Raw genomic sequence first — 25,938 nt, 5'->3', positions numbered from 1 at the left:
AATTAGTGAAAGTCATTTTTAATAGTAGTCTTTTGGATAATTTTATCAAATAATACAAGTAGAGCTGGTAATACACAGACTACCATAGTAAGAGATAGTAGAGTTCCTCTACCGAGTAATATTCCAAGTTCACCAATAATAGGATTACTTGTAGTAAAGGCTAATGTGAATCCTGCTATTGAAAGAATTCCCGCAGATATAAGTATTGCTACTAAATTATTTTCAATAGTTACTTTCATGGCATCCTTTTTTGGAAGTGATTTTCTGTTATTTAAATAAGCATTAGTAAATAATATAGCATAGTCCACTGTGGCTCCAAGTTGTACTGTACTAATAATTAAGTAACCGATAAAACTTAAGGATTTTCCTGAGAAATATGGAAAGGAAAGATTAATCCATATTGCTGTTTGAATCGTAAATACTAATAAAAATGGTAGACTCAGTGAACGGAATGCAATTAGTAATACAACAAAAATTCCTATTATGGCTATGAGGTTAATCCTGGTTGTATCTGTCGATACAACATTTTTCATATCAAAGAGTGTTGCACTTTGACCTGTAAGATAATATGTGTTGTAATGATTTGACACTGTATCTAAAACTGTTTCAACAGTATTAAAGGCTTCATCACCTTCCTCCTCGGTATCTGTATAAAGGATGATTCGGGAATGATTTTCCGAGTAAAACTGTTCAACAGCCTCTTCTGGTACAAATTGGGGAGGTATTTCTTCACCTACAGACGTAGAGTAAGATATTACACTTGTTATATGAGGAATTTTAGATAGGTCGTCACTAAGCTCAGACTCCTTACCTACATTTTCCTTAGGAACAAGTAATACAAGGGGATTTTCCTTACCAAATTTTTCTTCAATATATAAAGTATCCTCTCCAGCACGAGATGAATTTGTAACAGCCCCCATTCCATACAAAAACTGAGTATTTAATTGAGCAAGAAAGCTTGGCATAACAACTAAAAGTGCAAGGATTAAAAATGGAATCCTTATTTTCATTATCCATCTTTCTGACTTTTTAAAGTCTGGCATAATCTTCTTATGTTTAGTTTTATCAATATACTTATAACCCATCAATGTGATTACAGGTAAAAATACCATAACAGAAATGAAACTAAAGACAATACCTTTTAATAAATTGAGACCTAAGTCTGCACCTATACCAAATCGCATGAATATTAATGCTGAAAAACCAATCATTGTTGTGGCAGCACTGGCTGCAACGGTTGGTAGCGCTTGTTTCATAGCAAGCTTTATTGCTTCTGGAGGTTCATGGGTTAAGCGATAATCATTAAAACTATGGAGTAAGAAAATAGCATAATCTAGAGATACAGCTAATTGTAAAATAGGGCTTACTGTTTGAGTGATAAAGGATATTTCCCCAAAAATAATGTTTGTTCCCATATTTATTATTATTGCAATACCTATAGTAAATAAGAACAATAAGGGCTCTATCCAGGAAGTGGTGGAAATTATTAAAATAATTATTATAATAGGAACTAATATTATCATTGCATTAACTACCTCAGACACTGACATTGACTGAGTTTCTGCTGCATTCACTGCTTCTCCTGCAGCTGCATTTTCTTCTCCTATTAGATCATAGATAGCATTTACTGCTGTTGTTTCTTGACCACTTTCAATAGATAAGGTTATTAAAGCGTTATCATCTTTGTAATAATTTTTGAGTATATCAGAATCTAAAAAATCAAGAGGTGTAGTTTTAAGAGTATTTAAACCTATAATGTCATCTAACCAATTTACTGAGGTAACTCCATCTATCTCTGAGATTCTTTCCTTGTATTCTAAGGCTTCTTGTATTGATACATTTTCAAGCATAACCCGGGCGTTGGGCATTTCACCACTAAATTCCTCCTCCATTATCTTAATGGCAGTAGTAGATTGGGCATCTTTTGGTAGATAATCTACCATATCATAGTTCACTGAAACCAGTGATGTAAAAATGCCACTTAATATTGCAAGTAGTAAAAATGTTATTAAAATACTCTTTTTGTATTTGATCACGATTTGTGAAAAATTCTCCATTAAATTCCCTCCTTTTTAGTATACACAGTGTTGACAAAACTACTATATGTATAGTTTAATGAAGGTGTGTTTATAGTTCAACATACAGATAATTTAAATATGTTAGATAATAAACATAAATAATTAAAATGTTTATTATCTAACATATTTTAAAAAAATGGAGGTTTTAAAATGAAAAAAAAGAAAGTTGATAGAAGAATAAAATATACTAAAATGGTATTAAAAGAAAGCTTCATCACCCTCCTGGAAAATAAAGACATATCACAAATAACTATAAAAGAAATTTGCAATGATGCCGATATAAACCGATCTACATTCTATTCCCATTATAGTGATCAATATGACTTGTTAAAGAAAATAGAAAATGAACTACTAGATAATTTCAATATTTATCTTACAGAATTCGATCAAAAAAGCAATAATATGGACGTTATATTGGTTACAGAAAAAATATTTGAGTATTTAAAAGAAAATGCACGGTTATTTAAATTGCTACTAAGTGAACGGGGAGATTTCAATTTTCAAAAACAAATAATGATGCTTGTATACCACAATATTATTAATGAAATAACTGATAACAATAAAATTACTAAGGAAGATGCAGAATATGTCTATGCATTTACAATAACTGGATGTGTTGGTATTGTTCAAAAATGGTTTGATGAAGGGATGAAAAAAACACCTTATTCAATGGCAGAAATGGTTGTGAAGCTTACAATGGGATTAATAAATGTACTAAAAGAATAAAAATCACTATATGTTGATAGCGATAAAAATAGATAATCCTCAATTAAATAAGTATTAATAAGCAAAATTACTTGATAAATGAAGTAGTTTTATTCTACAATATAATTGAACAGTGTTAAAATGTTAAATTGTATTCAAAAATTAGTAAAATTTATGGCAAAAACAACCTTAATACATAAAAAGAAGAGAATAAAAAGAAAATTTTAGATTGACTTAGAATATAATTAAAATGGGTAGAGTATAGTGATTTTAGGGGAGGTTTTAATGTGTCAAAATTAATATGGATATTAATTATTATTGTTGTACTTTTAGTGCTGCTTATAGCAGTTAAATTTATAGCTAAAATTTCATTTGACAGAAATGTAGAGAAGGAAGTTGAAGAACTTTTTAGGACAGTAAAAAATAAAGATGAAATTGTAACTAAGGCAGATATTGCAGAGTTACCTAATAATGTTCAAAAGTGGCTTGTATACACTGGAGTTGTTGGAAAAGAAAAAATAGTAGCTGTTCGTTTAAAACAAAAAGCAGATATGAGATTGGAAAAAGATAAGCCCTGGATGTCTGTGGAAGCAGAACAATATTTCACTACCGAAGATCCAGGTTTTATCTGGAAGGCAAATATTAAAGTAGCTCCGTTCTTTCATATTTCAGGAAGAGATAAGTATCAGAATGGTAAAGGAAATATGCTCATTAAAATTCTTTCAATATTTCCTGTGGCTGACTCCAAGGGAAAAAAGATTGATCAAGGTACATTATTAAGATACTTAGCAGAGACAATGTGGTTTCCTACTGCAGCTTTAAATGAATACATAACATGGGAAGAAATAGATGATTATAATGCCAAAGTAACTATGACTTATGGGGATATAACGGCTTCAGGAATTTTTACATTTAATGATAAGGGCGAAGTTGTTAATTTTGAAGCTGAAAGGTATGGAGAATTTGATGGAGAGATGACATTAGAGACTTGGTCAATTCCTGTGAGAGAATATAAAGAGTTTGAAGGAATAAAGATTCCTACTAAAGGAGAAGTTAATTGGAAATTAGATACAGGAGATTTTAATTGGTTTAACTTTGAAGTTACTGAAGTGGAATATAATAAGCCAATATCATATTAGTTTCAAATAAAAAGTTTAACTCCCTAATTTAAAAGGGAGTTAAACTTTTTATAAGCAATAATAAATTCAGTTAGCTTACTGATTATTTACCATATAACTATGTTTTCTACTGTTATAAAATGAATATAGGGATTATCTTTAAGCTTTAAAAGCTCTTTACTATCTGCAGAAATATACATACCAATATATTCAACCCCTTCATTTTCAACCTGATTAATAATAGCATCAATATTTATATCTTCGAACATATCTTGATAGTACATTATTTGAAGTAGCCTTTTATTATTTTTTATAAGATTTAAGTTACCAATTAAAGATTCTTGGTGAGCCTGGTTATCCATATTTTCATATTGGCTTAATTTTAAAGGTTTATCCTCCAACTGCTCTGCATTATTAGCATCGTAGGGGAAAACCGGGGTAAATTGATAATAGGAAGCATTTGCTATAATATACTTTGAATCAATGGTTACTAGAGGTGTAATGTCATTAAAATCTATATTTAATGGATTCATAAAATTTTTCTTTATCTGTTGAGGGGTTAAAGCTCTATTGAACCCAACAAAAATCTTTGCTTTTGTGCCTGAAGGAGCATTTTGTAATGGATCAAAACCTGATAATAAACTATACTCAGGGTTATCTATCCAAGAAGGATCATCAATTGGTAAAAGTTGAAGTTCTTTTGTACTTCCTTGTAATTTCTTGGGTTTTCCAAAGTTATATCGAATACTTATACTTGATTCATCTATTAATGTATTTCCTAAAAAATTTTGAAGGGATACCACAAAATTTTGCTTTGCAAAAGGTAATTTTTGGACTCCACTTCTATGAGAGTCATACTGAGGATGAAATATTTCTGTCAATTGAACTATTGTTGCTCTTTCTACATAGGCTTCCTTATGATCTAACTCAAATAATGAGGTAGTTATATTTGATGCTAAAATATACAATGCTATAATCAATGTACCAATGCAAAGTCCAGTAATTGTTGTCAGAGTAAGAATTCGTAAATTAACTTTTCGCTTTATTATTCTAGTGTTTTTGTTTTTCTCTTTTTGTTGTATAGGTATCTGTTGTTTCAATTCTTCAAAAAATTTCTTTTCATCATTATCAAGGTAATCCTGTATGGCAATGAATCTGTCTATTTCCTCTTCTATTTCTATCATTTCCTTAGGAGTTAATTTTCCCTCTTTATATAAGTGAAGCTTCTCTTGAAATTCATTATTCATTTATATTCCTCCTTAATTTTCTAAGGGTCTTACGAGCCCTATAGATCAAGTTTGTTACTGCTGAAATACTTATTCCTAATATCTCTCCTGCTTCTTGATATGAAAGTTCATTTATCATACATAATAGTATTGCTTGACGCTGATTTTCAGGAAGCTGTTTAATTAATATAAAAGCAGATTTAGTACTTTCTTTAAGAATTAGTTCTTCAGTAAAATCCTGTACATTAATTTGATCCAATAGCTTATGTTCTTTAAGATCTAATCTTCTATTTTTTTTAATATGATCAATATAAAGGTTATGAGCGACAGTTAGCAACCAAGATTTAATACTTTTATTAGGAGATTGAAGAACACACAATGCTTTAATAAGGGCTTCTTGAGCTAAATCCTCAGATGTCTGGTGATTATATGTAAGTCCATAAAGATATCTATAGACATAGGGAAAATATTCTTCATAAATTTTAATAAATATGTCATTCTCCAAACTGTCACCTCCAACTCTATTTTATATTAGCTTTAGTATATATGGTTCTATTATATATACGATTAAGTTTATAAATTATCGCACTATTTAATAAAAATATTATATAATTAAAATAAATTATTAGAAATAGTAAAGTAAGTTATTACGTGAATTCAAAAAAAGCTTTAAATACATTTGAAAATTCATGGTAAATTATTAGATAAGGAGGAATGATCAATGAAATCTGCCATTATATATTATTCTGATTATAAGAATAATACTGAAAAAATTGCAAAGCTGTTTGCCGAGAAAATTGGTGCGGATTTAATTAAGATAAAGAATATTAATGATATTAATATAAAAAACTATAAGTTGATAGGATTTGGGTCGGGAGTATATAGAGAGAGTATGTCACCAAAGATATTTAAACTTGTAGATAATTTGAGTTTAAAAGATAAAAATGTTTTTGTGTTCTCAACTAGCGGAGTTGGAATGAAGTTTTATAATAATAAACTAATAAAAAGGTTAGTGTTAAAAGGAGCAATAAATAAAGGTAGTTTTGCTTGTAAAGGAAGCTTTATAGCAGAAGAATTTACTAACAATAAAATCTTTGATTTTATGGGAAAACTATCTCAAGGACATCCCAATGATCAAGACTTTAGAAAAGCAGAGAAATTTATAACTGATATACTAAAGAGAAATAGTCTTTGATAATAGTCTAATATAATATAAAATCTATTTAAACTTTATATTGTTTTCTAAACTAACTATAAGCACCTTAAGACTTAAGTCTTAAGGTGCCTATTTTATTAATCTATCGCTATAAAATGAATTTTAATAGTATAGTCAATGTAATTAAAGAAAGCAATGTAGTTACAGATACAATAACTGCTGCATATTCTTTTTCTTTATTAAAACTTTCTGCTAGTATGGCAGTCATTGCAGCAGCTGGCAAGGCACTCATAATTATTATTGTGGTTATTGGTTTAGAACTAACTCCAATAACCAAAGAGAATAAGTACATGATAGTAGGTATAATTATTAGCTTAATGGTTACTCCATAATATAATGTCCAGTCTCCTATATATTTCTTGATTTTTGTATTTGAGAGTATAACTCCTATAATAATCATGGATAAAGGACCAGTAATACTTCCAATATTTTTTATACTAGATAATAAAGCATTAGGTAATTGAAGGTCAAACATCATTATTATGATACCTATACACACAGCAATAATAGATGGATTTAAAAGTATTTTTTTTAGCTCACTTTTTAATTTCTTCCTTTCAAGACTACCTTTAAATAATATAATTCCATAGGTCCATAGGAGTATTACAAAAAACATATTAAATATAGATCCATAGATAACTCCTTCAGGACCATAGATAGAATTTAGTATTGGAAAACCTACATAGCCAGTATTAGTGAATATATTAGCAAAATGTAGTATTATTTTTTTATCATTTTTTATAGGTAATAGCATTATGTAAGAAGTAATTATCATTATTACATAGGCTATAATAGTATAGTAAAATGTCTTTGTAACATTAGATTTAATTGCATCATCATAGGTATAAATGAAAGAAGAAAGAATCATAAAAGGCAATGCAATTTGAATGAGTATATTGATCAATGCTTTGTTTATTTCTTCAGTAATTATATTTTTCTTATTTCCATAAACTCCTACTAATATTATGATAAACAAAGAAATAACATTTTCTATGATAGCTGGCATCTTAAGGAGAATCCTCCTCTCTTGTTTAGATAGTAATTATTTTATGTAATAAAGCTTTATTATGTTACCAGAATCCTGCCTTTAATTAAGAAATATGATTTGATACAATTAAGTTGAATAAAAAAGGGGAAATATTATATTGATTAAAAAACGGAAAATAAAATAATATAAGATTAAAAATTAATATTATTTATTGAAGAGTGAAGCAGGGGACTTTTTCACTGGTCCCGAACCGTCCCTACTGCTTTATGTTTTATAAATAATTCTTTTGGGTATACAATATAAGATTAATGTATTATACATTTAAATCAAGAAGTAGTTATCATTGAAAGGAGAAATGTCAGTGAATATTGATTTTTCAATAGAAGAAGCAGTAACAAAACGATACAGCGTAAGAAATTATAAAGAACAAGAGGTTGAAGCAGATAAAAGAAAGGCAATTGAATCCTTTGTAGATTCTTTAGATAATCCTTTTGGGAAAAAAGTGAACTTTCATTATCTTGATCATGGAGACATGAAAAATGAACAAAAGCTTGGAACTTATGGTGTTATTAAAGGTGCTAAGCAATATATAGGAACAACCATTAAATTAGAACCAATGGGATTAGAAGCACTTGGATATGAACTTGAAGCAGTCATCCTCTATTTAGCTCATCTCGATCTTGGAACCTGTTGGTTAGGTGGGACATTTAATCGTAAAGGATTCGCAAAGGCTATGAATATAGGAGAAGATGAAATATTTCCAATCATAACACCTTATGGATATGCTGCTACGAAAAAGCATCTCAAAGAAATTGCAATGAGAAAAATGATTAAAGCAGATCAGCGTAAAGAATGGGATCAACTGTTTTATAAAGATGATTTTCAATCACCTCTGACAAAAAAAGAAGCAGGAGAGTTGGAATTTCCTTTAGAAATGGTTCGTTTAGGACCATCAGCATCAAATAAACAGCCCTGGAGAGTTATAGTAAAAGATAATGTATGCCATTTTTATGAGTATAAAGAACCTGGATACAGTGATAGATTTCCATATGATATTCAAAGAGTAGATATGGGAATTGCTGCAGTCCACTTTGATTTTGCTGTCAAAGAAAAGATGATAAAAGGTTATTTTGATGCAACACGTGAGCCAGAATTAGAATTGCCTGAACATATGGAATATGTCTTTTCTTGGGTTAAAGAATAAAATAGGATATGTAAACTTGGGGGAAGGTCCCCCAAGTATTTTTTTCTATTGACAATGTTCTATTATTAAAATATAATCAGTTTATACAAATTTAATTTACACCAATCAAAATTAAGGAGAGTAATTATGGGAAAATATGATGCTCTAAAACTAGAAAATCAGCTTTGCTTTTCATTATATGCACTATCTAGAGAAGTTATTAAAATGTATAAACCTCTATTAAAGGAATTTAATTTAACTTATACACAATATATTACCATGATGGTCATATGGGAAGAAGAAAAAATTATATTTAAAGAATTAGGCAAAAAATTATATTTAGATTCAGGAACTCTTACTCCTGTGTTAAAAAAATTAGAGTCTAAGGGATTAATAATTAAATATAGAAATAAAGAAGATGATCGAGTTGTAACTGTTGAATTAACAAAAGAAGGAAGGGACTTAAGAGAAAAAATAATTGAAGTTCCTGAAAAAATATATTGTGAATTTAAAGATGAAGAAGATAATCTTGTATCTTTAAAAAAATATTTAGATAGCCTTCTAAAAAATATTAAATAGAGTTTGTTCTTAAAAGGAAACTCTATATTTAGCACTAATTGATTGAGTTAAATTAAATTTACATAAATCAACATATATATTTCTAATTTAAATTATACAAATGGAGGAATTAAACAATGAATATTTATGATTTCACAGCAAATGATATTAATGGGAATCCAGTATCTTTGCAAGATTATAAGGGGAAGGTTATCATTATAGTGAATACTGCTAGTAAATGTGATTTTACTCCGCAATATGAGGACTTACAGAAACTTTATGACAAATATCATTCACAGGGTTTAGAAATTCTAGGTTTTCCTTGTAATCAATTTATGGAGCAAGAACCAGGAAATAGTGCAGATATTAAGTCTTTCTGTGATTTACAATATGGAGTTACCTTTCCAATTTTTGAAAAAATAAAGGTTAATGGAAAGTTTGCTCATCCTCTATTCAAATATTTAAAAGAAAGTACTACTTTTGACGGATTAGATATGAAAAACTCATCAAATAAAATTTTGGATGCAATACTTAAGGAAAAGTTTCCAGAATTCACTACGGGCAATTCCATTAGATGGAACTTTACAAAATTCTTAGTTGATAAAAATGGAAATATTGTAAAACGATTTGAATCTGCTATATCTCCTATGGAGTTAGAGCCATATATTAAAAAAGAAATATAGCATATAATAGTGAAAAACTAAGAAACTGAGGAGATGATAGAAATAGCTAGTATAGAATTAAACACAAAAGCACCAGATTTTGAGATTGAAGATTATAAAGGGAATAAATTTAAGCTTTCTGATTTTATGAGAGAGTAATATATTGATTGTATTAAATAGGGGATTTGTTTGACCATTTTGCAGAAAGCATATGATGCAGTTGCATCAAGGATATAATAAGTTTTTAGAAAAAGATACTAAAATAGTTGCAATTGGGCCTGAAAATGCAAAGAAGTTTAAGGACTATTGGGAGGAGAATAATTTTAAATTTTATGGTGTTCCTGATGAAAAACAATCTGTACTTAAATTATATGGACAAAAGATTAATTTATTTAAGCTAGGAAGAATGCCAGCGCAGATGTTAGTAGATAAAGAAGGAGTATTAAGATATATACATTATGGACACTCTATGAAGGATATCCCTGAAAATTCCGAAATATTTGAGCTTATAGATAAACTGTAAAATTAATTTAATACAGTTTTCTTGATAGGTAAGAAATAGACTGATATTAAAGGTTTTCAAGGATTTTAATTAATATTTAAGTATGTTTTGTTCCCTCAGACTAAGGTTTGAGGGATATTTTTGTTAGGGATTTAAGAAAGACTTTATTAAGGTTAGGTATAAAAACTTTCATTAAAACAAATAATACAACTGAAAAAAAACTAGCTAAAGGAGTGTTGATGATGGGTGTGGTAACAAAAAAAACTGATCAATTTCAAGCATGTATAGATGCTTGTACAAAATGTACACAGGCATGTTATGAGTGTTTTAATGAATGTCTTAATGAACCGGATTTAAATGCAAGAAAAAACTGTGTTAGCATACTAATTGAATGTGCTATGATGTGCCAAATGTCAGTAGCAATGATGTCAATGAGTGGACAATTTTCTAAGGAGCATTGTGAATTATGTGCTAAAATTTGTGATAAGTGTGCAGAAGAATGTGCTATGTTCAAAGATGACCACTGTCAAAAATGCGAGGATATTTGTCGTATGTGTGCTGAAGAATGTAGAAAAATGGTTGCAATGTAATTTTAAAAAGTGTAAAAAGTATACAAAAAGTAACCCTGTTATAAAAGTCAGTAAATTTGGCAAATAAAATAACAGGGTGTTTTTGATTATCATGATCTAGAGGAAAATAGCTACAATAATCAAGAAAGAGCTATATAAGATAAATTATTTAAGTGTCTTTTATATTATTCATTTACATATATTACTTTTGTAATCATGCCACCAGGTACTTTCCCATTATTTGACTGGTGGAAGGTTTTTGTGCCATTTAATGGCCAAATGCCAGGATTGTTAGCTATCAATTCAACTTCTATTCTTTTACCCGATGCAATATGAACAGTGTCGTCCCAACATCCAGGTCTTGGGAATCCATCTACAGATACAATGCGAAAAACATGGCCATGTAAATGCATGGAGTGAGATGTGCTTGTTTTGGTAATAAATCTTAATCGAATTTTTTCACCATACTTAAAGTAAAGAGGTGTGTTATATGGAAAGGCCTTTCCATTTATAGTGAAGAAATTTGGATTCCGATCAAATTTATTAGGTTTATATGTTCCTGGAAAGACTTTTCCTAATTCAGGCTGTGGAACTTCCCACTGCTGGATAAGCATAACATAGTCATGGTAGGGTATCATTTCAGGGAGGATATCTTCTTCTTTAGGGACCACGACGAATGCACCTATCAAACCCTGCGATACTTGGAAGGTTTCAGAGGAATAATAAAAAAATGTACCTGCCTGCCAACATTGAAATTTATAGGTGTAGTGCCATTATATCCTAATGCTTCGAGGGTTAGATTAGATAATATATTATGTTTTATTGGTTTTGCTTCTAGATAAAAATGTTAGACTCATTTCTCCTATGCTATAATTCAAGTTATCTAATTATATAACTTAATAATTTATCTAAAACTGAAATATAGGAAGTTAGAGAAATTAGCTACATTTGAATCTTCAGTAGTTATTTAAAATAGCAAAATTTTACATGAAAATATGAACAGGATAAAATATACTATTTAGTTTACTTTAATTGCTATAGTATGCTTTTCTCTCTTACATCACTCGGTTCAAGGGTGATATCCGCCCTTATAATAATAAGAAGATTAGGAGTCAGGATATCAGAGGTTTATAGTGAAAATTAGCAAAGAGAAATATCAAGTCAATTTAGAGTACAAGAAAAGCTCATTTAGGCTTATGTCATTAAACTAGAAATTAGTCATATTAAACACTCCATAATATATATCAAAGTGTCTAGATGTTTTAGCTATGTTAGAAAAAATTATAGAACATACGGACTAAATAGATTCTAAAGCATTGGCAGATAAAAACGATTGATATAAACTATATTATATAAGGAGTGAAATATATAATGCAGATTACTAAAAAAGCATTAGCTAAGTCATTAAAAAAACAAATGCAAACAAAACCACTAGCCAAAATCACAGTTAATGATATTGTTAGAGAATGTGGATTAAATAGACGTACATTATACTATTATTTTAATGACATCTATGATCTTTTAGAATGGATTTTTAAAACTGAACTTAAAGAAGTCCTTGGTGAAAACAAGACATATTCGTCATGGCAAAAAGGATTTTTGGAAATATTCAAATATTTGCATGAGAATAAAAAAATGGTATTAAACACTTATAATTCTATTGATAGAGACATTTTAGAAAATCATTTATATAATGAATCATTCAATATTATTTTAGAAGTTGTAAATGAGCTAGCAAAAGAGTTAAAAGTATCAGATAAAGATAAAAGATATGTAACTAACTTTTATAAAATTGCTTTGGTAGGTATAATAATCGATTGGATAAAGAATAATATGATCGAAGATATTGAAGAAATTGTCAATAATCTTGATAAAATAATAAGTGGAGAAATCTATAGAGCATTATTAAAATATGATAAATTGAAAGTATGTAAATAATTTTGTGTAATTGTACAAATTTCCAATTGAAATTGATTTATAACTTGATCTTATTTAGGTATTTACAGGTATATTTTCCCTTGAAACATCTTCAGCTGACTAGATACTACCCTCATAGATTAAATATTTAGCTTGGCTATTGATAATATATTCATAATAAATCCTCCTTAGCTTTGATTTATTATCATAATATTAGCTAAGGAGGACAAGTACTATACTTCTTACACAAAAAGTATAGATTTTTTTATGTTTTTAACAAAAAAACATATTTATATTAAACCTTCTAAAGTTGTATTATTTAATAACTTTTTAATGATTGGTTCAGCTGGCAATGGTCTTCCACTATTTAAAGTTTTAACTGCATCAGCTATAACACGTATATCATATTGACTAGGATATATTTCAGGTGGATTTTTATCAAGTCCAAGCAAAGTATATACAGCTATCATAGCAGAACGAACTGAATATTCAACAGTAAATACACAATCACCTTCAATTTCTGTAAATTGACCTAAAAATGCAAGGTTTGTGCTACCTTCAGGTACAACTTGTGGTCTATCTTCTTTGACACGAGGCATAAATTGACTTGTGATATAAGGCATCATAACAGGAATTACAATTGATGTATCAATATATTCATGCATATCTTTTTCATCAATACCTAAATGATATAAAAGTTCTTGTAATAATTCTCTACCTGTACAGTCACTCATTTTCTTTTTAATGAAATCACCTTTCTTATCAGGGAATAAAGCATATGCCCAAAGTACTATTACGTCATCAGGCTGATCAATAAACTGGGGTTGTCTATTAACAGTAACACTTAATAACCAGCTTGAGTCTTTAATCGTTATTATTCCCCCTGTTACAGTTTTATGTGGAGCTATTTTACGTTCAGCAAATTTCTCGATAAGTTTTCTCATTTTAGGACCCTTAGATGTGATTGTATATGACTCCCACTTGCTTTTATCAATATCACCACAAAATACTTCTGGGTTTCCAAATGAAGTATCTTTTTCAGCTATTTTCTTCCATAGACTCCAGCATCCACCTTCACTTTTATCTAATATAGGTGCTTTATCCATGCTTCCATATGTAGAATTCTCAGTCATAGATCCATTAGTGAAGAATACTAAATCATTTTCAGTAGTTTTAATAACTTCTTGTTTTTCACCATTACGAGTTAAATGAATTCCAGTAACAGTTTTTTTATCTGTGGTTATATCTATATCTAAATCAACTACTTGTGTATTTAGGTCAAATATTACACCTTGTGATTCTAGCCATTTTTTAAGTGGAAGAACCATTGAATCGTATTGATTATATTTAGTAAATACTAAACCTTTCATTCTACTCATTCCTGGGATGTGGTGAATAAAACGATGCATATAACGTTTCATTTCTACGACACTGTGCCAAGTTTCAAATGCAAACATAGTTCTCCAATATAACCACATATCAGTTTCTAAGAATGAATCATCGAAAAATTGTTCAACAGTAATTGTTCCTAAAGAATCTTCTGTTACAAGAAATAACTTAGTAAGTTGTTTAACATGATTTTCAGCTAATCCAAGACTTGAAAAATCAAGTTTTTCTCCACGTTTAGCAACAGCACGGCAATTAGAATAGTTAGGATCATCAATGTTTAACTCTCTAAATTCATCTAAAACAGTTCTTTTAGGATTTTCTAATGATGGTACTTCTCCAAATAAATCCCACATACATTCATAATGTTCTTCCATTTCTCTGCCACCACGAGCAACATATCCATCTTCTGCATTTCCAGATCCATCCAAAGCACCACCGATAATATCATCTTGTTCTAAAATAGTAATATTTTTACCTTCCATATGACCATCACGGATTAAGTATTCGGCAGCAGCTAATGAAGCGATACCTCCACCAATTAAATATGCTTTTTTATTCTCAATTCCTTTAGGTTTTAAAGTGTTAATTCTTTCATAATTTCTCAAAATTTAATTAATCCTCCTTTAATTTAAGAATTTTAGTATACTTAAATAATATATTCTAAAAAAAAGATAGTAAATAATCAAAATAGTTCAATTGTGTAAATTTGGAACAAAGCCTTTTATTTGTGTAGTTATATATATATTAAACAATTACCTTTAATCCAATTACTTCTCATATACATCATTCTACTCGTCCCAAAATTACTTCTGGTATAATTCATTGGATCTAGTAGTATAACTAATGGAAACTTTACAATATCTACAGTATACTTAGCTGGATATCTACATTTTTTCAATGAAGTAGTAGATATTATAAGAGATAATATAATAGATGTTGTAAAAGGAATAAAAAATAGCGTTCAATCATGATAGAACACTATTTTTTATTCCTTTTTTATACTAGTGGTTATAGTTTTCCTCAGCTTCTTCAGCCTCTTTTTTAGTCCTATGCACCGTACCATAGGGATGTTGAGGTGGAGCATATATAGAGTATAATTTAATTGGTTTACAGCCTGTATTTATTAAATTGTGCCATTTACCAGCAGGTATGATGAAGATGTAATCATCATAAACTTTTTCTTGGAAGTCCAAATTATCTTTTCTATCACCCATTATAACCAGTCCTTCACCTTCTTCAATACGGAGAAACTGATCAAGATCGGGATGAATCTCTAAACCTATGTCTTCTCCAACATCTATACTCATTAAGGTAAGTTGTAAATGGGTTCCTGTCCATAGAGCAGTACGGAAATTATTATTTTGTTTAGTAGCTTTTTCAATATTAATTACAAAAGGCTCTGGTCCATAGTCCATTAAGTTACTATACTCTTCCCAGGAGTCTGAGTCATACATTGGTGTATTGAGCCAGTATGGGTATGGATATCTTTTATAAAAATTATACATATTATGGTGATTATACATTGGTCTATTAATGTAGTATGGACATGGATAAGGTTTATAATCGTTGTACATATTGTTCATTCCTTTCATAGGCTTTTTATTATAATATGCTTTGGAGTAGAGAAAGTGAATGCAAAAATTTTGAACCATCAGAATAGTACTTAATGAAACCTGTTAACCTTAAAAGCCTAGCAGTTTTTCATACTTTACATCACAAATAGTTGACAAAGGTATGAATAGTCGGTATACTTTATAATTATTACATTATGTTAACATTTGTGAGCACACTCCATGAGTAAAAAAATGTAATGTTTACTTTATAGTGAATAGAGTCTGAAAGACAATATTTACTTTGATAAAAAATTTTAAAGGAGAGAATTTATGTTAGGTAATAGTTTTGCAATATTGGTAGCTTTTATATTATATTTAGGACTTATGTTAGGGATAGGTATTTATTATTATAAGAAAACAACAGATTTATCTGATTATGTATTAGGAGGAAGGGGTCTGGGAAGTTGGGTAACTGCAATGAGTGCTCAAGCCTCTGATATGAGTGGTTGGCTTTTACTGGGACTTCCAGGAGCAGCATATCTTTCAGGTTTGAGTACAATATGGATTGCATTAGGACTGGCAGTAGGTACATTTTTAAACTGGCAGTTTGTGGCTACGAGACTTAGAAAGTATACAGAAATAGCGGGAAATTCATTGACCCTTTCCTCTTACTTTGGAAATAGATTTAGAGATGATCAGAATATTTTAAGAATTGTATCTTCTATAATTATTGTTTTTTACTTTTCAATTTATACAGCATCAGGGCTTGTAGCCGGAGGAAAACTCTTCTCTACAGTATTTGGATTAGATTATACATTAGCCCTTACTATAGGAGCTATTGTTATAGTAGGATATACATTTTTGGGGGGATTTATGGCAGTTAGTACTACTGATTTTATCCAAGGAATTGTGATGTTTATTGCTATAGTAGCGGTACCCGCTGTAGGTATTATAGTAAATGGAGGACCCTTTGCTACTTTGGATAGCATTAGGAGTTTAAATGCAGAGTTTTTAAATCCACTTACAGATGAAAATGGTAATACTCTAGGATTGTTAGCAATCTTGTCATCTTTTGCTTGGTGTTTAGGATATTTTGGACAACCTCATATTTTAGTACGTTTTATGGCTATAAAATCAGTTTCGAAAATTAAAAAATCAAAAAGAATTGCTATGAGTTGGGTGATAATAAGTTTAGGAGCAGCTATATTGGTTGGTATAGTAGGAAGGGTAATCATTCCTGAAGTATTAGTAGACTCTGAACAAGTATTCATGGTCTTGATTGATGATTTACTTACATCAATTATAGCAGGTGTATTTTTATCTGCAGTATTAGCTGCAATTATGAGCACTGCCGATTCACAATTGTTAGTTACTTCATCAGCTTTTTCTGAGGATCTTTATAAACCTTTAATAAATAAAAATGCATCTCAAAATCAACTTTTAATGATAAGTAGAATTACAGTTTTAGCAATAGCCCTTATTGCATATATTATTGCATTAAATCCAGAAAGTTCTGTACTAGATATTGTTGCCAATGCTTGGGCTGGATTTGGAGCAGCTTTTGGACCAGTGGTTTTATTCTCATTATTCTGGAAGAGGATGACAAAGGCGAGTGCAATAGCTGGTATGATTATAGGGGGAGTTACAGTATTCATATGGGGTAAATTATCAGGTGGAATCTTTGAATTATATGAAATGATTCCTGGTTTCTTTCTATCTTGTATAATAATTGTAGTAGTAAGTCTTTTAGGTAAAGAGCCATCCAAAGATATTCAACAGGAATTTGAATCTGTGGTGAGAAGTAAAAGTTAATAATATATAGAAAATAAAATATGTTTAATATTGTCTCATAGCAAAGGCTTGACATTCCCTAATATTATATATTAAGTTATATAAAATAATAATCTTTATTATTTAGGGACTCTAAAAAATTCAATGAAGATGTAAGTAGTGATAATGCAAAACCTTATATCAATATAACTGCTGTTAAGGAAGCGTATAAAGATAATAAAGTTCTTAAAAGATTGATAGAGGCATACCAAGAACAAGCAACAAAAGATGTTATTAATAAAGTATGTAAAGGTAATGTAGTACCGGCATTTTAAATAATAAATAATTCCTTTTAGCTATATAAATATATAGGATTTAATTTGCATAATAGACTTCAAAAAGGATTAAACTATATATGAATTTTATTTGGAGGTGAAATATATGAAAATTAATAAAAGTATTGGTTGTACAGTAAATGAGTGTAAATATCATGCAAAAGAGGATTCTTTTTGTAGCTTGGATCATATTAACGTTGTTAAGCATCATGATAGAGCTAACTCTGTAGAGGCTACTGATTGTGGAAGTTTTGAAGTTGGGAAGTAATTAGCAATATACCTACTGGTTTAATAATAACCAGTAGGTTTTTATTTGCTATCAGCAAAGAAAAAAAGAAATATGGATGTTTGGTTGGAATACTATAATAAATAATTTTAGGAATATTGAAAAATCAACTGGGTATATAATGACTAAGAAAACAACAGAAGAAGGAGAGGATATCATGAAAAATTATGCTAAATTTGCTGGAATGATTGTAACATCTACTATTGTTATGTTTATTTTTAAATATTGGAGTACATTTAAAGTTGAGCATGTATTTTTCAGCGAAACTAGAGCTTATATGGCACTTTTAATGGGGGCTACAATGGCTATAATTATGCTTGGATTTATGCTTCATATGCTAAAGAATCGTAAGTTAAATATAGGAATTCTTGCAGGGAGTATAACCGTATTTCTTATTTCACTATTCTTATTACGTAGTCAAACTCTCGTTGATGATACTGATTATATGGAAGCGATGATACCACATCATTCCATTGCAATATTAACCAGTGAACGGGCTCAAATATCAGATCCAAGAGTTCGTAAACTTGCAGACGAGATAATAAAGGCACAGCGGAAGGAAATTGATGAGATGAAGAAATTAATTGAAGATCTTGAAGATAAGGATTAAGATTAAGAGTTAGTTTAATTTAATTTAATAGTATATTATATTTTCTCTCAGACTTATGTTTGGGAGAATTTTTTTTGAAAATTATAAAAGAAAACAATAGGTATTTTATATTTACTTCTAAGTTAATATGATAAAATATGGTTAATATTATATTTTAATGACTATATTTATTTCACCTTGTTAACCATTATAAAATAATAGCAATGATAAGGGGGACACTTTTTTATGAAAGCTGGAGTTTTTAATGCACATACTAAGTATATAATTTTAAAACATGCTTTAAAAGAGAAGAATGTGACCCATACTTGTAAGTTATTTGGAATTTCCCGGATGACATATTATAAATGGAAAAGAGCTTATCAGAAAAACGGTATGATGGGTTTGGAAATAAAAGAACCACAGAAACCCCAGATGCCTAACAAGGTAGATGAAGTCATTGAGCAAGAGATTTTGTTATATGTTGCAAGACACCCAGAGGATGGACCTAAACGGATATATTATGAGTTAATGGCGGAAGGGTTTGAGATTGGGGAGTCAGGTATTTATAATGTCTTAAGAAGATACAAGCTATCAAGAAAGGAACAGCGGATGGACTATTCCGAGAATAAAGATATGCAGATCAAATCACGACGAAAACATAGAGAGAGTACAATATGTTTTGATAGGATGAAAGAAATTTATCCAGGGTTTTTAGTAACTCAGCGCATTGATTTTATGGGCACATTTGATAGGATTGGCAAAATATATCAGTATAGCTTTTATGATACTACATCAAAATGGGTAGTGGTAAAACTATACAATAAAAAACAGGATATTGATATTTGGAATTTTTTTGAACTTAAACTTGTTTATCTCTTGAAGACATTTAATCTAAGCATTAAAAATCTAGTAAGTGAAAGGACGAAAATCTTTTTTCCTTACTTTGTTAAAGGCAATAAATATAAAGAAATTATAGAAGATCTTAATATTAATCATTATTTTGTCTCTTCTGAGAAGGATACTCTATGGAATGATATGAAGGTGTTTAATGAATATTTAATGAATGAGTTTTATAACAAGATTACTAAAAACTCTGCTCTAGACTCTTTTTTTAAGGTAGAGCGAGAACTCAATAAATTTGTAAGAAATTATAATTTTACAAGTGTAATTTCTAATGGTAAGAATGCAGGAAAGACACCTGCTGAAGTTGTTCTTAAGAGAGCTGCTGAAAATAATGCTGATTTAGATACGTTACCCCTTTGGATTCAGGCTTTACTTAATGTTTCTAGGGGAGGTGATAAAGATGGATAAATTAAATAACAAAGTGGCTATTATAGGTGGTGGACTTACAGGCCTTGTCGCAGCTTCGGAGTTACAAAAAAAAGGATATAAAAATGTCACGATTTTTGAAAAGGAAGAACGATTGGGGGGGAAATTGCACACGATTTACTACAATGGAAGATCCTATGAGTTGGGTGCAATTTTTGGGTTACCTTCTCAGATATACCTTAAATCACTAATGAAAGAGCTTCATATAAAAACTGATGGGCCAAAATTATCTAGAATTAATTATGATTCCAATGGCCATAAAATCATGCCCATACCAAAGGTAGCCCTGGGAGATTTTCTTAAAGAACTGGATAGATTACCTAAAGTATTAGCTCACTATCCCTCACTAGATGATATTTTTATACATGATATTGAAGTATCATTGATGCTTCCTTTTTCAGAGTGGTGTGATTTACATAATTTTAATGTTTTAAAAACTATTTATATTCAGTATTTTACAATATTTGGCTTAGGAGATATTAATGAAGTTCCAGCACTTTACGTACTAAGAATTTTAAATGATAAGAATTTGATGTCATTTATGGAATTACCAGAGTTCCTCACATGGAAAGATGGTGTTTCTTCTTTGATTAAGTACTTAATAGAGGAGATAAAGGACATTCGTTTTGGACAAAAAGTAACAAATATTTTCTTATCAAAGAATGAAAATTTGTGGGTTCAAACACCATTTGAAACCCTTGAATTCGATCAGATAATAATCACTGCTCCTTTAGAACAATATGACCATCTTTCCATTATGGGAGAGGGAATGATGGAACATTTAAGTGTAATAAAGTATCAATCCTTTAATGTTTATGCCATAATTGGAAAGAATGTTCCCAGAGGTTGTGGTTGTATTCTTGAAAATTTGTATAATTATAAAAATGGACATATGATTTTATGGGACTCTAGATGGGATGTGAGTAATGGTGAAGAGATGATAATAGTTTATGCATATAGTCCTTTAAACAACTCGAAAGAATCTAATTTTGAAATTATAAAAAAAGACTTATTAAAATTGGGTGTATGCAATCCAAGGCTTTATCAAGCAAAACTCTGGCATCATTGTCCATATGTAGATACCCGTGAATTACAGGATGGCTTTTATAATAAGATGGCAGCTATACAAGGAAAAAATAATATTTTTTTTGCAGGAGAAATCATGAGTACACTTTCTATGAATAATTGTATCTGCTATGCGAAACATTTAATTAAACGTTATTTTTAAAAATCTTCTTCAAGGTCTCCTTTAAGGAGATTTTTTTTGATTTCAAGATTTTTTACTTTCAAGTTGTATTTACAATTTTAATTGTTAAAAAAATATCAAAAAGTAGTATTTATGCATTCTATCTCAAACTTAGAGTGTAAACTATACTTGAAAGTTTAATACTTAAAGCATTGAAATATCAACGTTTATCTTTCTTTGACAGTTATTTGTTTTTTAAATAAAATAAAGTTGACAAAATAATAACAATATTGGAATTATATTAATTTTAAATGTTGATAGAGGGGGAGAAGATAATGGATACTTTTAAAGTACTTGAAATCAAGGAAAGTGTTTTTGAAGACAATAATCTTCAAGCAAATTTACTTAGGGATGAATTGAAAAGGGATAAGACCTTTTTATTGAACCTGATGTCTTCACCAGGTTCAGGAAAGACAACAACAGTTCTTAAAACTATTGAAGAGTTGAAATCAGATATGCGTATTGGGGTGTTAGAAGCGGACATTGATTCGGATGTAGATGCCCATAAGGTTGCAGAGACCGGAGCAAAGGTCATCCAACTACACACAGGTGGAATGTGTCATTTGGATGCTGATATGACTAAACAGGGCCTTGTAGGATTAGGTATTGAAGATGTGGATTTTGCTATTTTAGAGAATGTAGGTAACTTAGTTTGTCCTGCAGAATTCGATACAGGAGCATCAAAAAACGCTATGATACTTAGTGTACCCGAAGGCGATGATAAACCATTAAAATATCCTTTGATGTTCTCGATTGTGGATGTTTTATTGATTAATAAAATTGATGCAATAGATTATTTTGATTTTGACTTAGAGGCAGTTAAAAATCGCGTAAAAAAACTAAATCCTAATATTAGGATTATTCCTATCTCTGCAAGAACAGGTGAAGGTATTGATGAGTGGGCAGATTGGGTACGTTCAGAAGTTAAAAATTGGAATGAAAAGTAATACCGTTGTAATGATTTATGGGGGAGGGCTAAGGGAATGGTAAATGAAAGAGTATTGGATCTTGCAAATAAGATTAGTAGGACAAAACGTGGTACAAAATCAGAAATTAAGCCGGAACATCCAGAATACAAAATTTTAGAGCCTGTTGTTTCAGAAGAAATGGCAGAAGTAGCACTTTGTCTTGAATTACGTAAACCGAAGAGTGCAGAAGAAATTGCATTTGAGTGTGGTAAGCCTTTAGAGGTAACAGCTAAACTTCTATGGGAATTAGCAGTTGCAGGTGTTGCCTTTGTCAACAAAATTGATGGTACTGATAAATACTGGCATGACATTTGGGTTCCAGGACATATGGAAATGATGGCTAACAACAAGGAAAATGTGAAAAAGTATCCACAAATAGCTAAGGCCTTTGATGATTATGGAAAGAGAAAAGGTCCAATGGCGGCAGGTATTTTTCCTGTAGGAACAGGACCTATGCGTGTTATCCCTATTGAAACAGCTATTGAGGGTGAAACTAGAAGGGCCTCCTATGAGGAAGTATCTAAATATCTCAATGAGAACACTATATTCTCAGTTTCAGACTGTTCTTGCCGTACTTCAAGAGAATCTATGGGGGAAGGTTGCGGTCATTTGAAGGAAGATATGTGTATACAAATGGGGCATGCTGCTGAATATTATATACGGACAGGTAGAGGCCGTGAGATTACCCGGGAAGAAGCTTTTGAAATTATTAAAAAAGCTGAGGAAAATGGTTTGATGCATAGTATACCAAATACAGATGGTCCTGGAGAAACTCATGCAATTTGTAACTGCTGTGGTTGTTCTTGTTTTGCTATGAGGATTGCAGGAATGTTCTTGAACACTGATATGGTAAGATCAAACTATGTTTCACAAATAGATGAAGATATGTGTGTTGGTTGCGGTGAATGTGTTGAGATTTGTCCTGTAAATGCATTGAAATTAGGTCAAAAATTATGTACTAAGACACCAAAAATTGAAAATAAGCGAGAAGATTTTCCATCTAATACAGAGTGGGGGCCAGATAAATGGAATCCTGATTATCGTATTAATAGAGAAAATGTTGTTGAAACTGGAACAAGTCCTTGTAAAACACAGTGTCCAGCACATATTTCCGTTCAAGGTTATATAAAATTAGCTTCTCAAGGAAGATATAATGAAGCTTTAGAACTTATCAAACATGAAAATCCTTTTCCAGCAGTATGTGGACGTATATGTCCAAGAAAATGTGAATCTGATTGTACAAGAGGTGACATTGATGATCCGATTGCTATCGATGAAATCAAAAAATTCATAGCAGAACAAGACTTAAATATAGATAACCGCTATGTACCAAAATTGAGACATGAATATGGAAATAAAATTGCTATTATTGGTGCTGGTCCTTCCGGGCTATCTTGTGCTTATTATTTAGCTATTGATGGATATAAGGTTACAGTATTTGAAAAACAAAAAGCCCTTGGAGGTATGTTGACCCTTGGTATTCCATCCTATAGGTTGGAAAAGGATGTAGTAAATGCAGAGATTGATATTTTAAAAGATTTAGGCGTAGAATTCAAAACAGGAGTTGAAGTTGGTAAAGATATAACCCTAAAAGACTTAAGAAGAGAAGGATATGAAGCATTTTATCTTGCAATCGGTGCTCAAGCAGGTAGAAATCTTGGTATAGAAGGTGAAGATGCCCAAGGAGTTCTTACTGGTGTTAACTTCTTACGAGATGTTAATTTAGGTAGGGACATAAAACTTGAAGGAGATGTTGTTGTAATCGGTGGAGGAAATGTTGCCATTGATGTTGCAAGAACAGCTACAAGGATTGGTCCTTCAAAAGTTGATATATTCTGTCTTGAAAGCCGAGAAGAAATGCCAGCTCTTGAAGAAGAAATTGAAGAAGCATTGTCAGAAGAAGTTGGAATTAATAACTCTTGGGGCCCAGTTCGTATTATCACAGAAGAAAATCAAGTTATTGGTATAGAATTTAAGAAATGCCTTTCAGTTTTTGATGAAAATGGGAAATTTAATCCTGTATTTGATGACAATGAAACCACGATTGTTAAAACAAATAATGTTTTAATTTCAGTAGGTCAAGCAATGGACTGGGGAAATTTACTAGAAGATAGCAAAATAGAATTGAATCTAAACAAGACAATAAAGGTAGATTCATTTACCCTTCAGACAGGAGATCCGGATATATTTGCAGGGGGAGATGCAATGACTGGTCCTAATTTTGCTATTGATGCCATTGCTCAGGGTAAAGAAGCTGCTATTTCAATACATCGATATGTTCAACCTGGTCAGAGTTTAGTCATTGGTCGTGACAACAGAACCTATCATGTATTTGATAAAGAAAATTTGATATTTGAAGGATATGACCGTACTCCAAGACAAAAAGCAAGTCATACTGATGATGCCAAATCTAAAAAATCTTTCAAGGACTTGCGTAGGACTTTTACAGAAAATCAAGTTAAGCTAGAAACAGAACGTTGTCTTGGTTGTGGGGCTACAACTGTTGATGAATACATGTGTGTAGGATGTGGTGCATGTACAACTAGATGTAAGTTCGATGCTATTTCACTTGTTAGAAAATATAATGCTGAAAGCGTACCTCTTGAAAAACTTAAGCCTATTATTGTTAAGAGTGCAATTAAGCGTAAAGGAAGAATTACAGTTAAAAAAGTCAAAAAATCTTTGGGTGCATTTTCTAAGAAAAGTTAATTGTTAAGGGGAGGTGACAATGGAAGGACCAGTGGTTTATTAGTAATGAACATGGTATAGCTGGTCCTAACATTGTTATTTAAATTAATTATCCAAAAGGGGGATTTTAAATGTTTTTCTTTGAAGCAATGCCGTGGTATAATGCAATTATATGGTTAGTAGTTTTAGGTATTCTTATAGGGATAAATGAATTTATACGAGCAAGTAAATGGGGGAGTATTGCTATTTTTATGGTACTGCCGGTGATACTTACTCCAGTTTGGTTAAATAGTGGAAGTGAAATTACATCTTGGTTTACTTGGATTAAAGTATACTCCGCTGTTGCAGGAAGTATCATATTTATGGTTATAAGATTTACTAATTTTCATAAGAAGCATAAATGGTATCTTACTTTAGTTCCAATTATATTAGGATTAAATATCTTGGAAGCAGTAATAAGAGAATTTCAAGTTGGATTAGAAGGATTTAATGGGATGGTTGATGGTGTGAATTATATCTCTGGTGGCTGGAACTATGTTAATGCTTCAGCAGGTATTCTTAGCATAATATTAATATGTGGGTGGTTTGGTATCTATAGAAGGACAGGTAAACGTAAGGATATGGTATGGCCAGATCAGACCACTATGTATGTCATAGCCTATGCTTTTTGGAATATTTCATATGTGTATTCATGTGCACCGGGAAATGCTTTTTATTCAGGTTTTGCACTGAATATAGCACCAATTATTCCTGCACTATTTTGGGCAAAAGGGACCTGGATACAAAATCGCGCACATACTTTGTCAGTATGGATGATATGGGTAATGACCTTCCCATATTTCTTTGCAGGAACAGATAGTGCTTTTAGAGTAGCTTTGAGTTACAATCCTACAGCCAACTGGACCCTTGCTTTGTTAGCTTTAACATCTAATGCTCTTCTTGCTATTTGGCAATTATATCGAATTGTAAAATATCGTCTTAATCCGTTAAATGATGAGATTTGGACCGATACTAAAGGATACGAAAAATCAAAGCATATGGCAAATTAGAGTTGCTAATGGTT

At 30.6% G+C, this 25,938-nt stretch carries 24 protein-coding genes and 3 pseudogenes; 18 read left to right on the top strand and 9 right to left on the bottom strand.

Going from position 1 to position 25,938, the window contains the following annotated elements; genetic code table 11:
• Positions 1-2: 2 nt before the first annotated feature.
• Positions 3-2,057 (bottom strand): efflux RND transporter permease subunit, encoded by a 2,055-nt coding sequence (locus GOQ27_RS13255; RefSeq protein ID WP_203367353.1) that lies wholly within the window; start codon positions 2,055-2,057, stop codon positions 3-5.
• 171 nt (positions 2,058-2,228) lie between these two features.
• Between GOQ27_RS13255 and GOQ27_RS13250 the strand changes: the two genes are divergently transcribed.
• Both GOQ27_RS13250 and GOQ27_RS13245 read left to right on the top strand, forming a co-directional pair.
• Positions 2,229-2,804, top strand: a complete 576-nt coding sequence (locus tag GOQ27_RS13250; RefSeq protein ID WP_203367352.1) for a TetR/AcrR family transcriptional regulator — start codon at positions 2,229-2,231, stop codon at positions 2,802-2,804.
• Between the two features lie 266 nt (positions 2,805-3,070).
• Complete coding sequence (locus GOQ27_RS13245) at positions 3,071-3,922, top strand: DUF6544 family protein (protein WP_203367351.1); 852 nt, start codon at positions 3,071-3,073, stop codon at positions 3,920-3,922.
• Positions 3,923-4,008: 86 nt separating this feature from the next.
• On the opposite strand, the gene GOQ27_RS13240 is transcribed toward GOQ27_RS13245, so the two are convergent.
• Together GOQ27_RS13240 and GOQ27_RS13235 are read right to left on the bottom strand one after the other, a co-directional pair.
• Positions 4,009-5,148 carry an anti sigma factor C-terminal domain-containing protein gene (locus GOQ27_RS13240; RefSeq protein WP_203367350.1) on the bottom strand — a complete coding sequence of 380 codons (1,140 nt, stop codon included), beginning with the start codon at positions 5,146-5,148 and terminating at the stop codon, positions 4,009-4,011.
• Entirely contained in the window at positions 5,141-5,632 is a 492-nt protein-coding gene (locus GOQ27_RS13235) for an RNA polymerase sigma factor (RefSeq protein WP_203367349.1), read from the bottom strand. Before GOQ27_RS13235 ends, GOQ27_RS13240 begins: the two co-directional genes overlap by 8 nt.
• Positions 5,633-5,848: 216 nt before the next feature.
• Here GOQ27_RS13235 and GOQ27_RS13230 point away from each other — a divergent pair, with 216 nt between their 5' ends.
• The gene (locus GOQ27_RS13230; RefSeq protein WP_203367348.1) at positions 5,849-6,322 is read left to right on the top strand and encodes a flavodoxin family protein; all 474 of its coding nucleotides are present in this window, start codon (positions 5,849-5,851) and stop codon (positions 6,320-6,322) included.
• Positions 6,323-6,431: 109 nt separating this feature from the next.
• Here GOQ27_RS13230 and GOQ27_RS13225 read toward each other — a convergent pair whose 3' ends face one another.
• Complete coding sequence (locus GOQ27_RS13225; protein WP_203367347.1) at positions 6,432-7,349, bottom strand: AEC family transporter; 918 nt, start codon at positions 7,347-7,349, stop codon at positions 6,432-6,434.
• A 343-nt stretch (positions 7,350-7,692) separates the two neighbouring features.
• Between GOQ27_RS13225 and GOQ27_RS13220 the strand changes: the two genes are divergently transcribed.
• The 5 genes and pseudogenes from GOQ27_RS13220 to GOQ27_RS13200 all read left to right on the top strand — a co-directional run bounded on the left by GOQ27_RS13220 (position 7,693) and on the right by GOQ27_RS13200 (position 10,826).
• On the top strand, positions 7,693-8,535 hold the full coding sequence (locus tag GOQ27_RS13220) for a nitroreductase family protein (protein WP_203367346.1): 843 nt from the start codon (positions 7,693-7,695) through the stop codon (positions 8,533-8,535).
• Between the two features lie 126 nt (positions 8,536-8,661).
• Complete coding sequence (locus tag GOQ27_RS13215) at positions 8,662-9,093, top strand: MarR family winged helix-turn-helix transcriptional regulator (protein WP_203367345.1); 432 nt, start codon at positions 8,662-8,664, stop codon at positions 9,091-9,093.
• 116 nt (positions 9,094-9,209) lie between these two features.
• Positions 9,210-9,755 carry a glutathione peroxidase gene (locus GOQ27_RS13210; RefSeq protein WP_203367344.1) on the top strand — a complete coding sequence of 182 codons (546 nt, stop codon included), beginning with the start codon at positions 9,210-9,212 and terminating at the stop codon, positions 9,753-9,755.
• Positions 9,756-9,939: 184 nt separating this feature from the next.
• A pseudogene (locus GOQ27_RS13205) lies at positions 9,940-10,257 on the top strand (peroxiredoxin family protein); the annotation flags it as partial.
• 221 nt (positions 10,258-10,478) lie between these two features.
• Complete coding sequence (locus tag GOQ27_RS13200; protein WP_203367342.1) at positions 10,479-10,826, top strand: four-helix bundle copper-binding protein; 348 nt, start codon at positions 10,479-10,481, stop codon at positions 10,824-10,826.
• A gap of 164 nt (positions 10,827-10,990) precedes the next feature.
• On the opposite strand, the gene GOQ27_RS13195 is transcribed toward GOQ27_RS13200, so the two are convergent.
• The gene (locus GOQ27_RS13195; protein WP_203367341.1) at positions 10,991-11,443 is read right to left on the bottom strand and encodes a multicopper oxidase domain-containing protein; all 453 of its coding nucleotides are present in this window, start codon (positions 11,441-11,443) and stop codon (positions 10,991-10,993) included.
• A 30-nt stretch (positions 11,444-11,473) separates the two neighbouring features.
• Positions 11,474-11,566 (bottom strand): annotated as a pseudogene (locus GOQ27_RS17550) (multicopper oxidase domain-containing protein); the annotation flags it as partial.
• A 610-nt stretch (positions 11,567-12,176) separates the two neighbouring features.
• Between GOQ27_RS17550 and GOQ27_RS13185 the strand changes: the two are divergent.
• Positions 12,177-12,743, top strand: coding sequence for a TetR/AcrR family transcriptional regulator (locus tag GOQ27_RS13185; RefSeq protein WP_207751314.1), 567 nt, complete (start codon positions 12,177-12,179; stop codon positions 12,741-12,743).
• Between the two features lie 269 nt (positions 12,744-13,012).
• On the opposite strand, the gene GOQ27_RS13180 is transcribed toward GOQ27_RS13185, so the two are convergent.
• The 3 genes from GOQ27_RS13180 to GOQ27_RS13170 form a co-directional block, all read right to left on the bottom strand.
• Positions 13,013-14,716, bottom strand: coding sequence for an oleate hydratase (locus tag GOQ27_RS13180; RefSeq protein WP_203367340.1), 1,704 nt, complete (start codon positions 14,714-14,716; stop codon positions 13,013-13,015).
• 128 nt (positions 14,717-14,844) lie between these two features.
• Complete coding sequence (locus GOQ27_RS13175; protein WP_203367339.1) at positions 14,845-15,009, bottom strand: hypothetical protein; 165 nt, start codon at positions 15,007-15,009, stop codon at positions 14,845-14,847.
• Between the two features lie 103 nt (positions 15,010-15,112).
• On the bottom strand, positions 15,113-15,703 hold the full coding sequence (locus tag GOQ27_RS13170; protein WP_484477129.1) for a cupin domain-containing protein: 591 nt from the start codon (positions 15,701-15,703) through the stop codon (positions 15,113-15,115).
• A 291-nt stretch (positions 15,704-15,994) separates the two neighbouring features.
• On the opposite strand from GOQ27_RS13170, the gene putP reads away from it, so the two are divergent.
• The 9 genes and pseudogenes from putP (at position 15,995) to GOQ27_RS13125 (ending at position 25,924) form a co-directional block, all read left to right on the top strand.
• Entirely contained in the window at positions 15,995-17,476 is a 1,482-nt protein-coding gene (gene putP, locus GOQ27_RS13165) for a sodium/proline symporter PutP (RefSeq protein ID WP_203367338.1), read from the top strand.
• Positions 17,477-17,625: 149 nt separating this feature from the next.
• Positions 17,626-17,769: pseudogene (locus GOQ27_RS17545) on the top strand (MetQ/NlpA family ABC transporter substrate-binding protein); the annotation flags it as partial.
• Positions 17,770-17,875: 106 nt separating this feature from the next.
• Positions 17,876-18,037, top strand: a complete 162-nt coding sequence (locus GOQ27_RS13155) for a DUF1540 domain-containing protein (protein WP_203367337.1) — start codon at positions 17,876-17,878, stop codon at positions 18,035-18,037.
• 76 nt (positions 18,038-18,113) lie between these two features.
• Positions 18,114-18,665, top strand: coding sequence for a DUF305 domain-containing protein (locus GOQ27_RS13150; RefSeq protein WP_213018403.1), 552 nt, complete (start codon positions 18,114-18,116; stop codon positions 18,663-18,665).
• A gap of 225 nt (positions 18,666-18,890) precedes the next feature.
• Positions 18,891-19,955, top strand: a complete 1,065-nt coding sequence (locus tag GOQ27_RS13145; RefSeq protein ID WP_203367336.1) for a helix-turn-helix domain-containing protein — start codon at positions 18,891-18,893, stop codon at positions 19,953-19,955.
• Positions 19,948-21,201, top strand: coding sequence for an FAD-dependent oxidoreductase (locus tag GOQ27_RS13140; protein ID WP_252187844.1), 1,254 nt, complete (start codon positions 19,948-19,950; stop codon positions 21,199-21,201). Before GOQ27_RS13145 ends, GOQ27_RS13140 begins: the two co-directional genes overlap by 8 nt.
• 293 nt (positions 21,202-21,494) lie before the next feature.
• Positions 21,495-22,166, top strand: a complete 672-nt coding sequence (hypB, locus tag GOQ27_RS13135) for a hydrogenase nickel incorporation protein HypB (protein ID WP_203367334.1) — start codon at positions 21,495-21,497, stop codon at positions 22,164-22,166.
• 36 nt (positions 22,167-22,202) lie between these two features.
• On the top strand, positions 22,203-24,896 hold the full coding sequence (locus tag GOQ27_RS13130) for an FAD-dependent oxidoreductase (protein ID WP_203367333.1): 2,694 nt from the start codon (positions 22,203-22,205) through the stop codon (positions 24,894-24,896).
• Positions 24,897-25,006: 110 nt separating this feature from the next.
• Positions 25,007-25,924 (top strand): DUF5692 family protein, encoded by a 918-nt coding sequence (locus GOQ27_RS13125; RefSeq protein WP_203367332.1) that lies wholly within the window; start codon positions 25,007-25,009, stop codon positions 25,922-25,924.
• The last annotated feature ends 14 nt before the right edge of the window (positions 25,925-25,938 follow it).

The sequence above is a fragment of the Anaeromonas frigoriresistens genome (assembly GCF_016820655.1).
Lineage (GTDB): Bacteria > Bacillota > Clostridia > Tissierellales > SIT17 > Anaeromonas > Anaeromonas frigoriresistens.
Note: the sequence above shows the minus strand (reverse complement) of the source record. Positions and strands in the feature narration are given on the sequence as shown.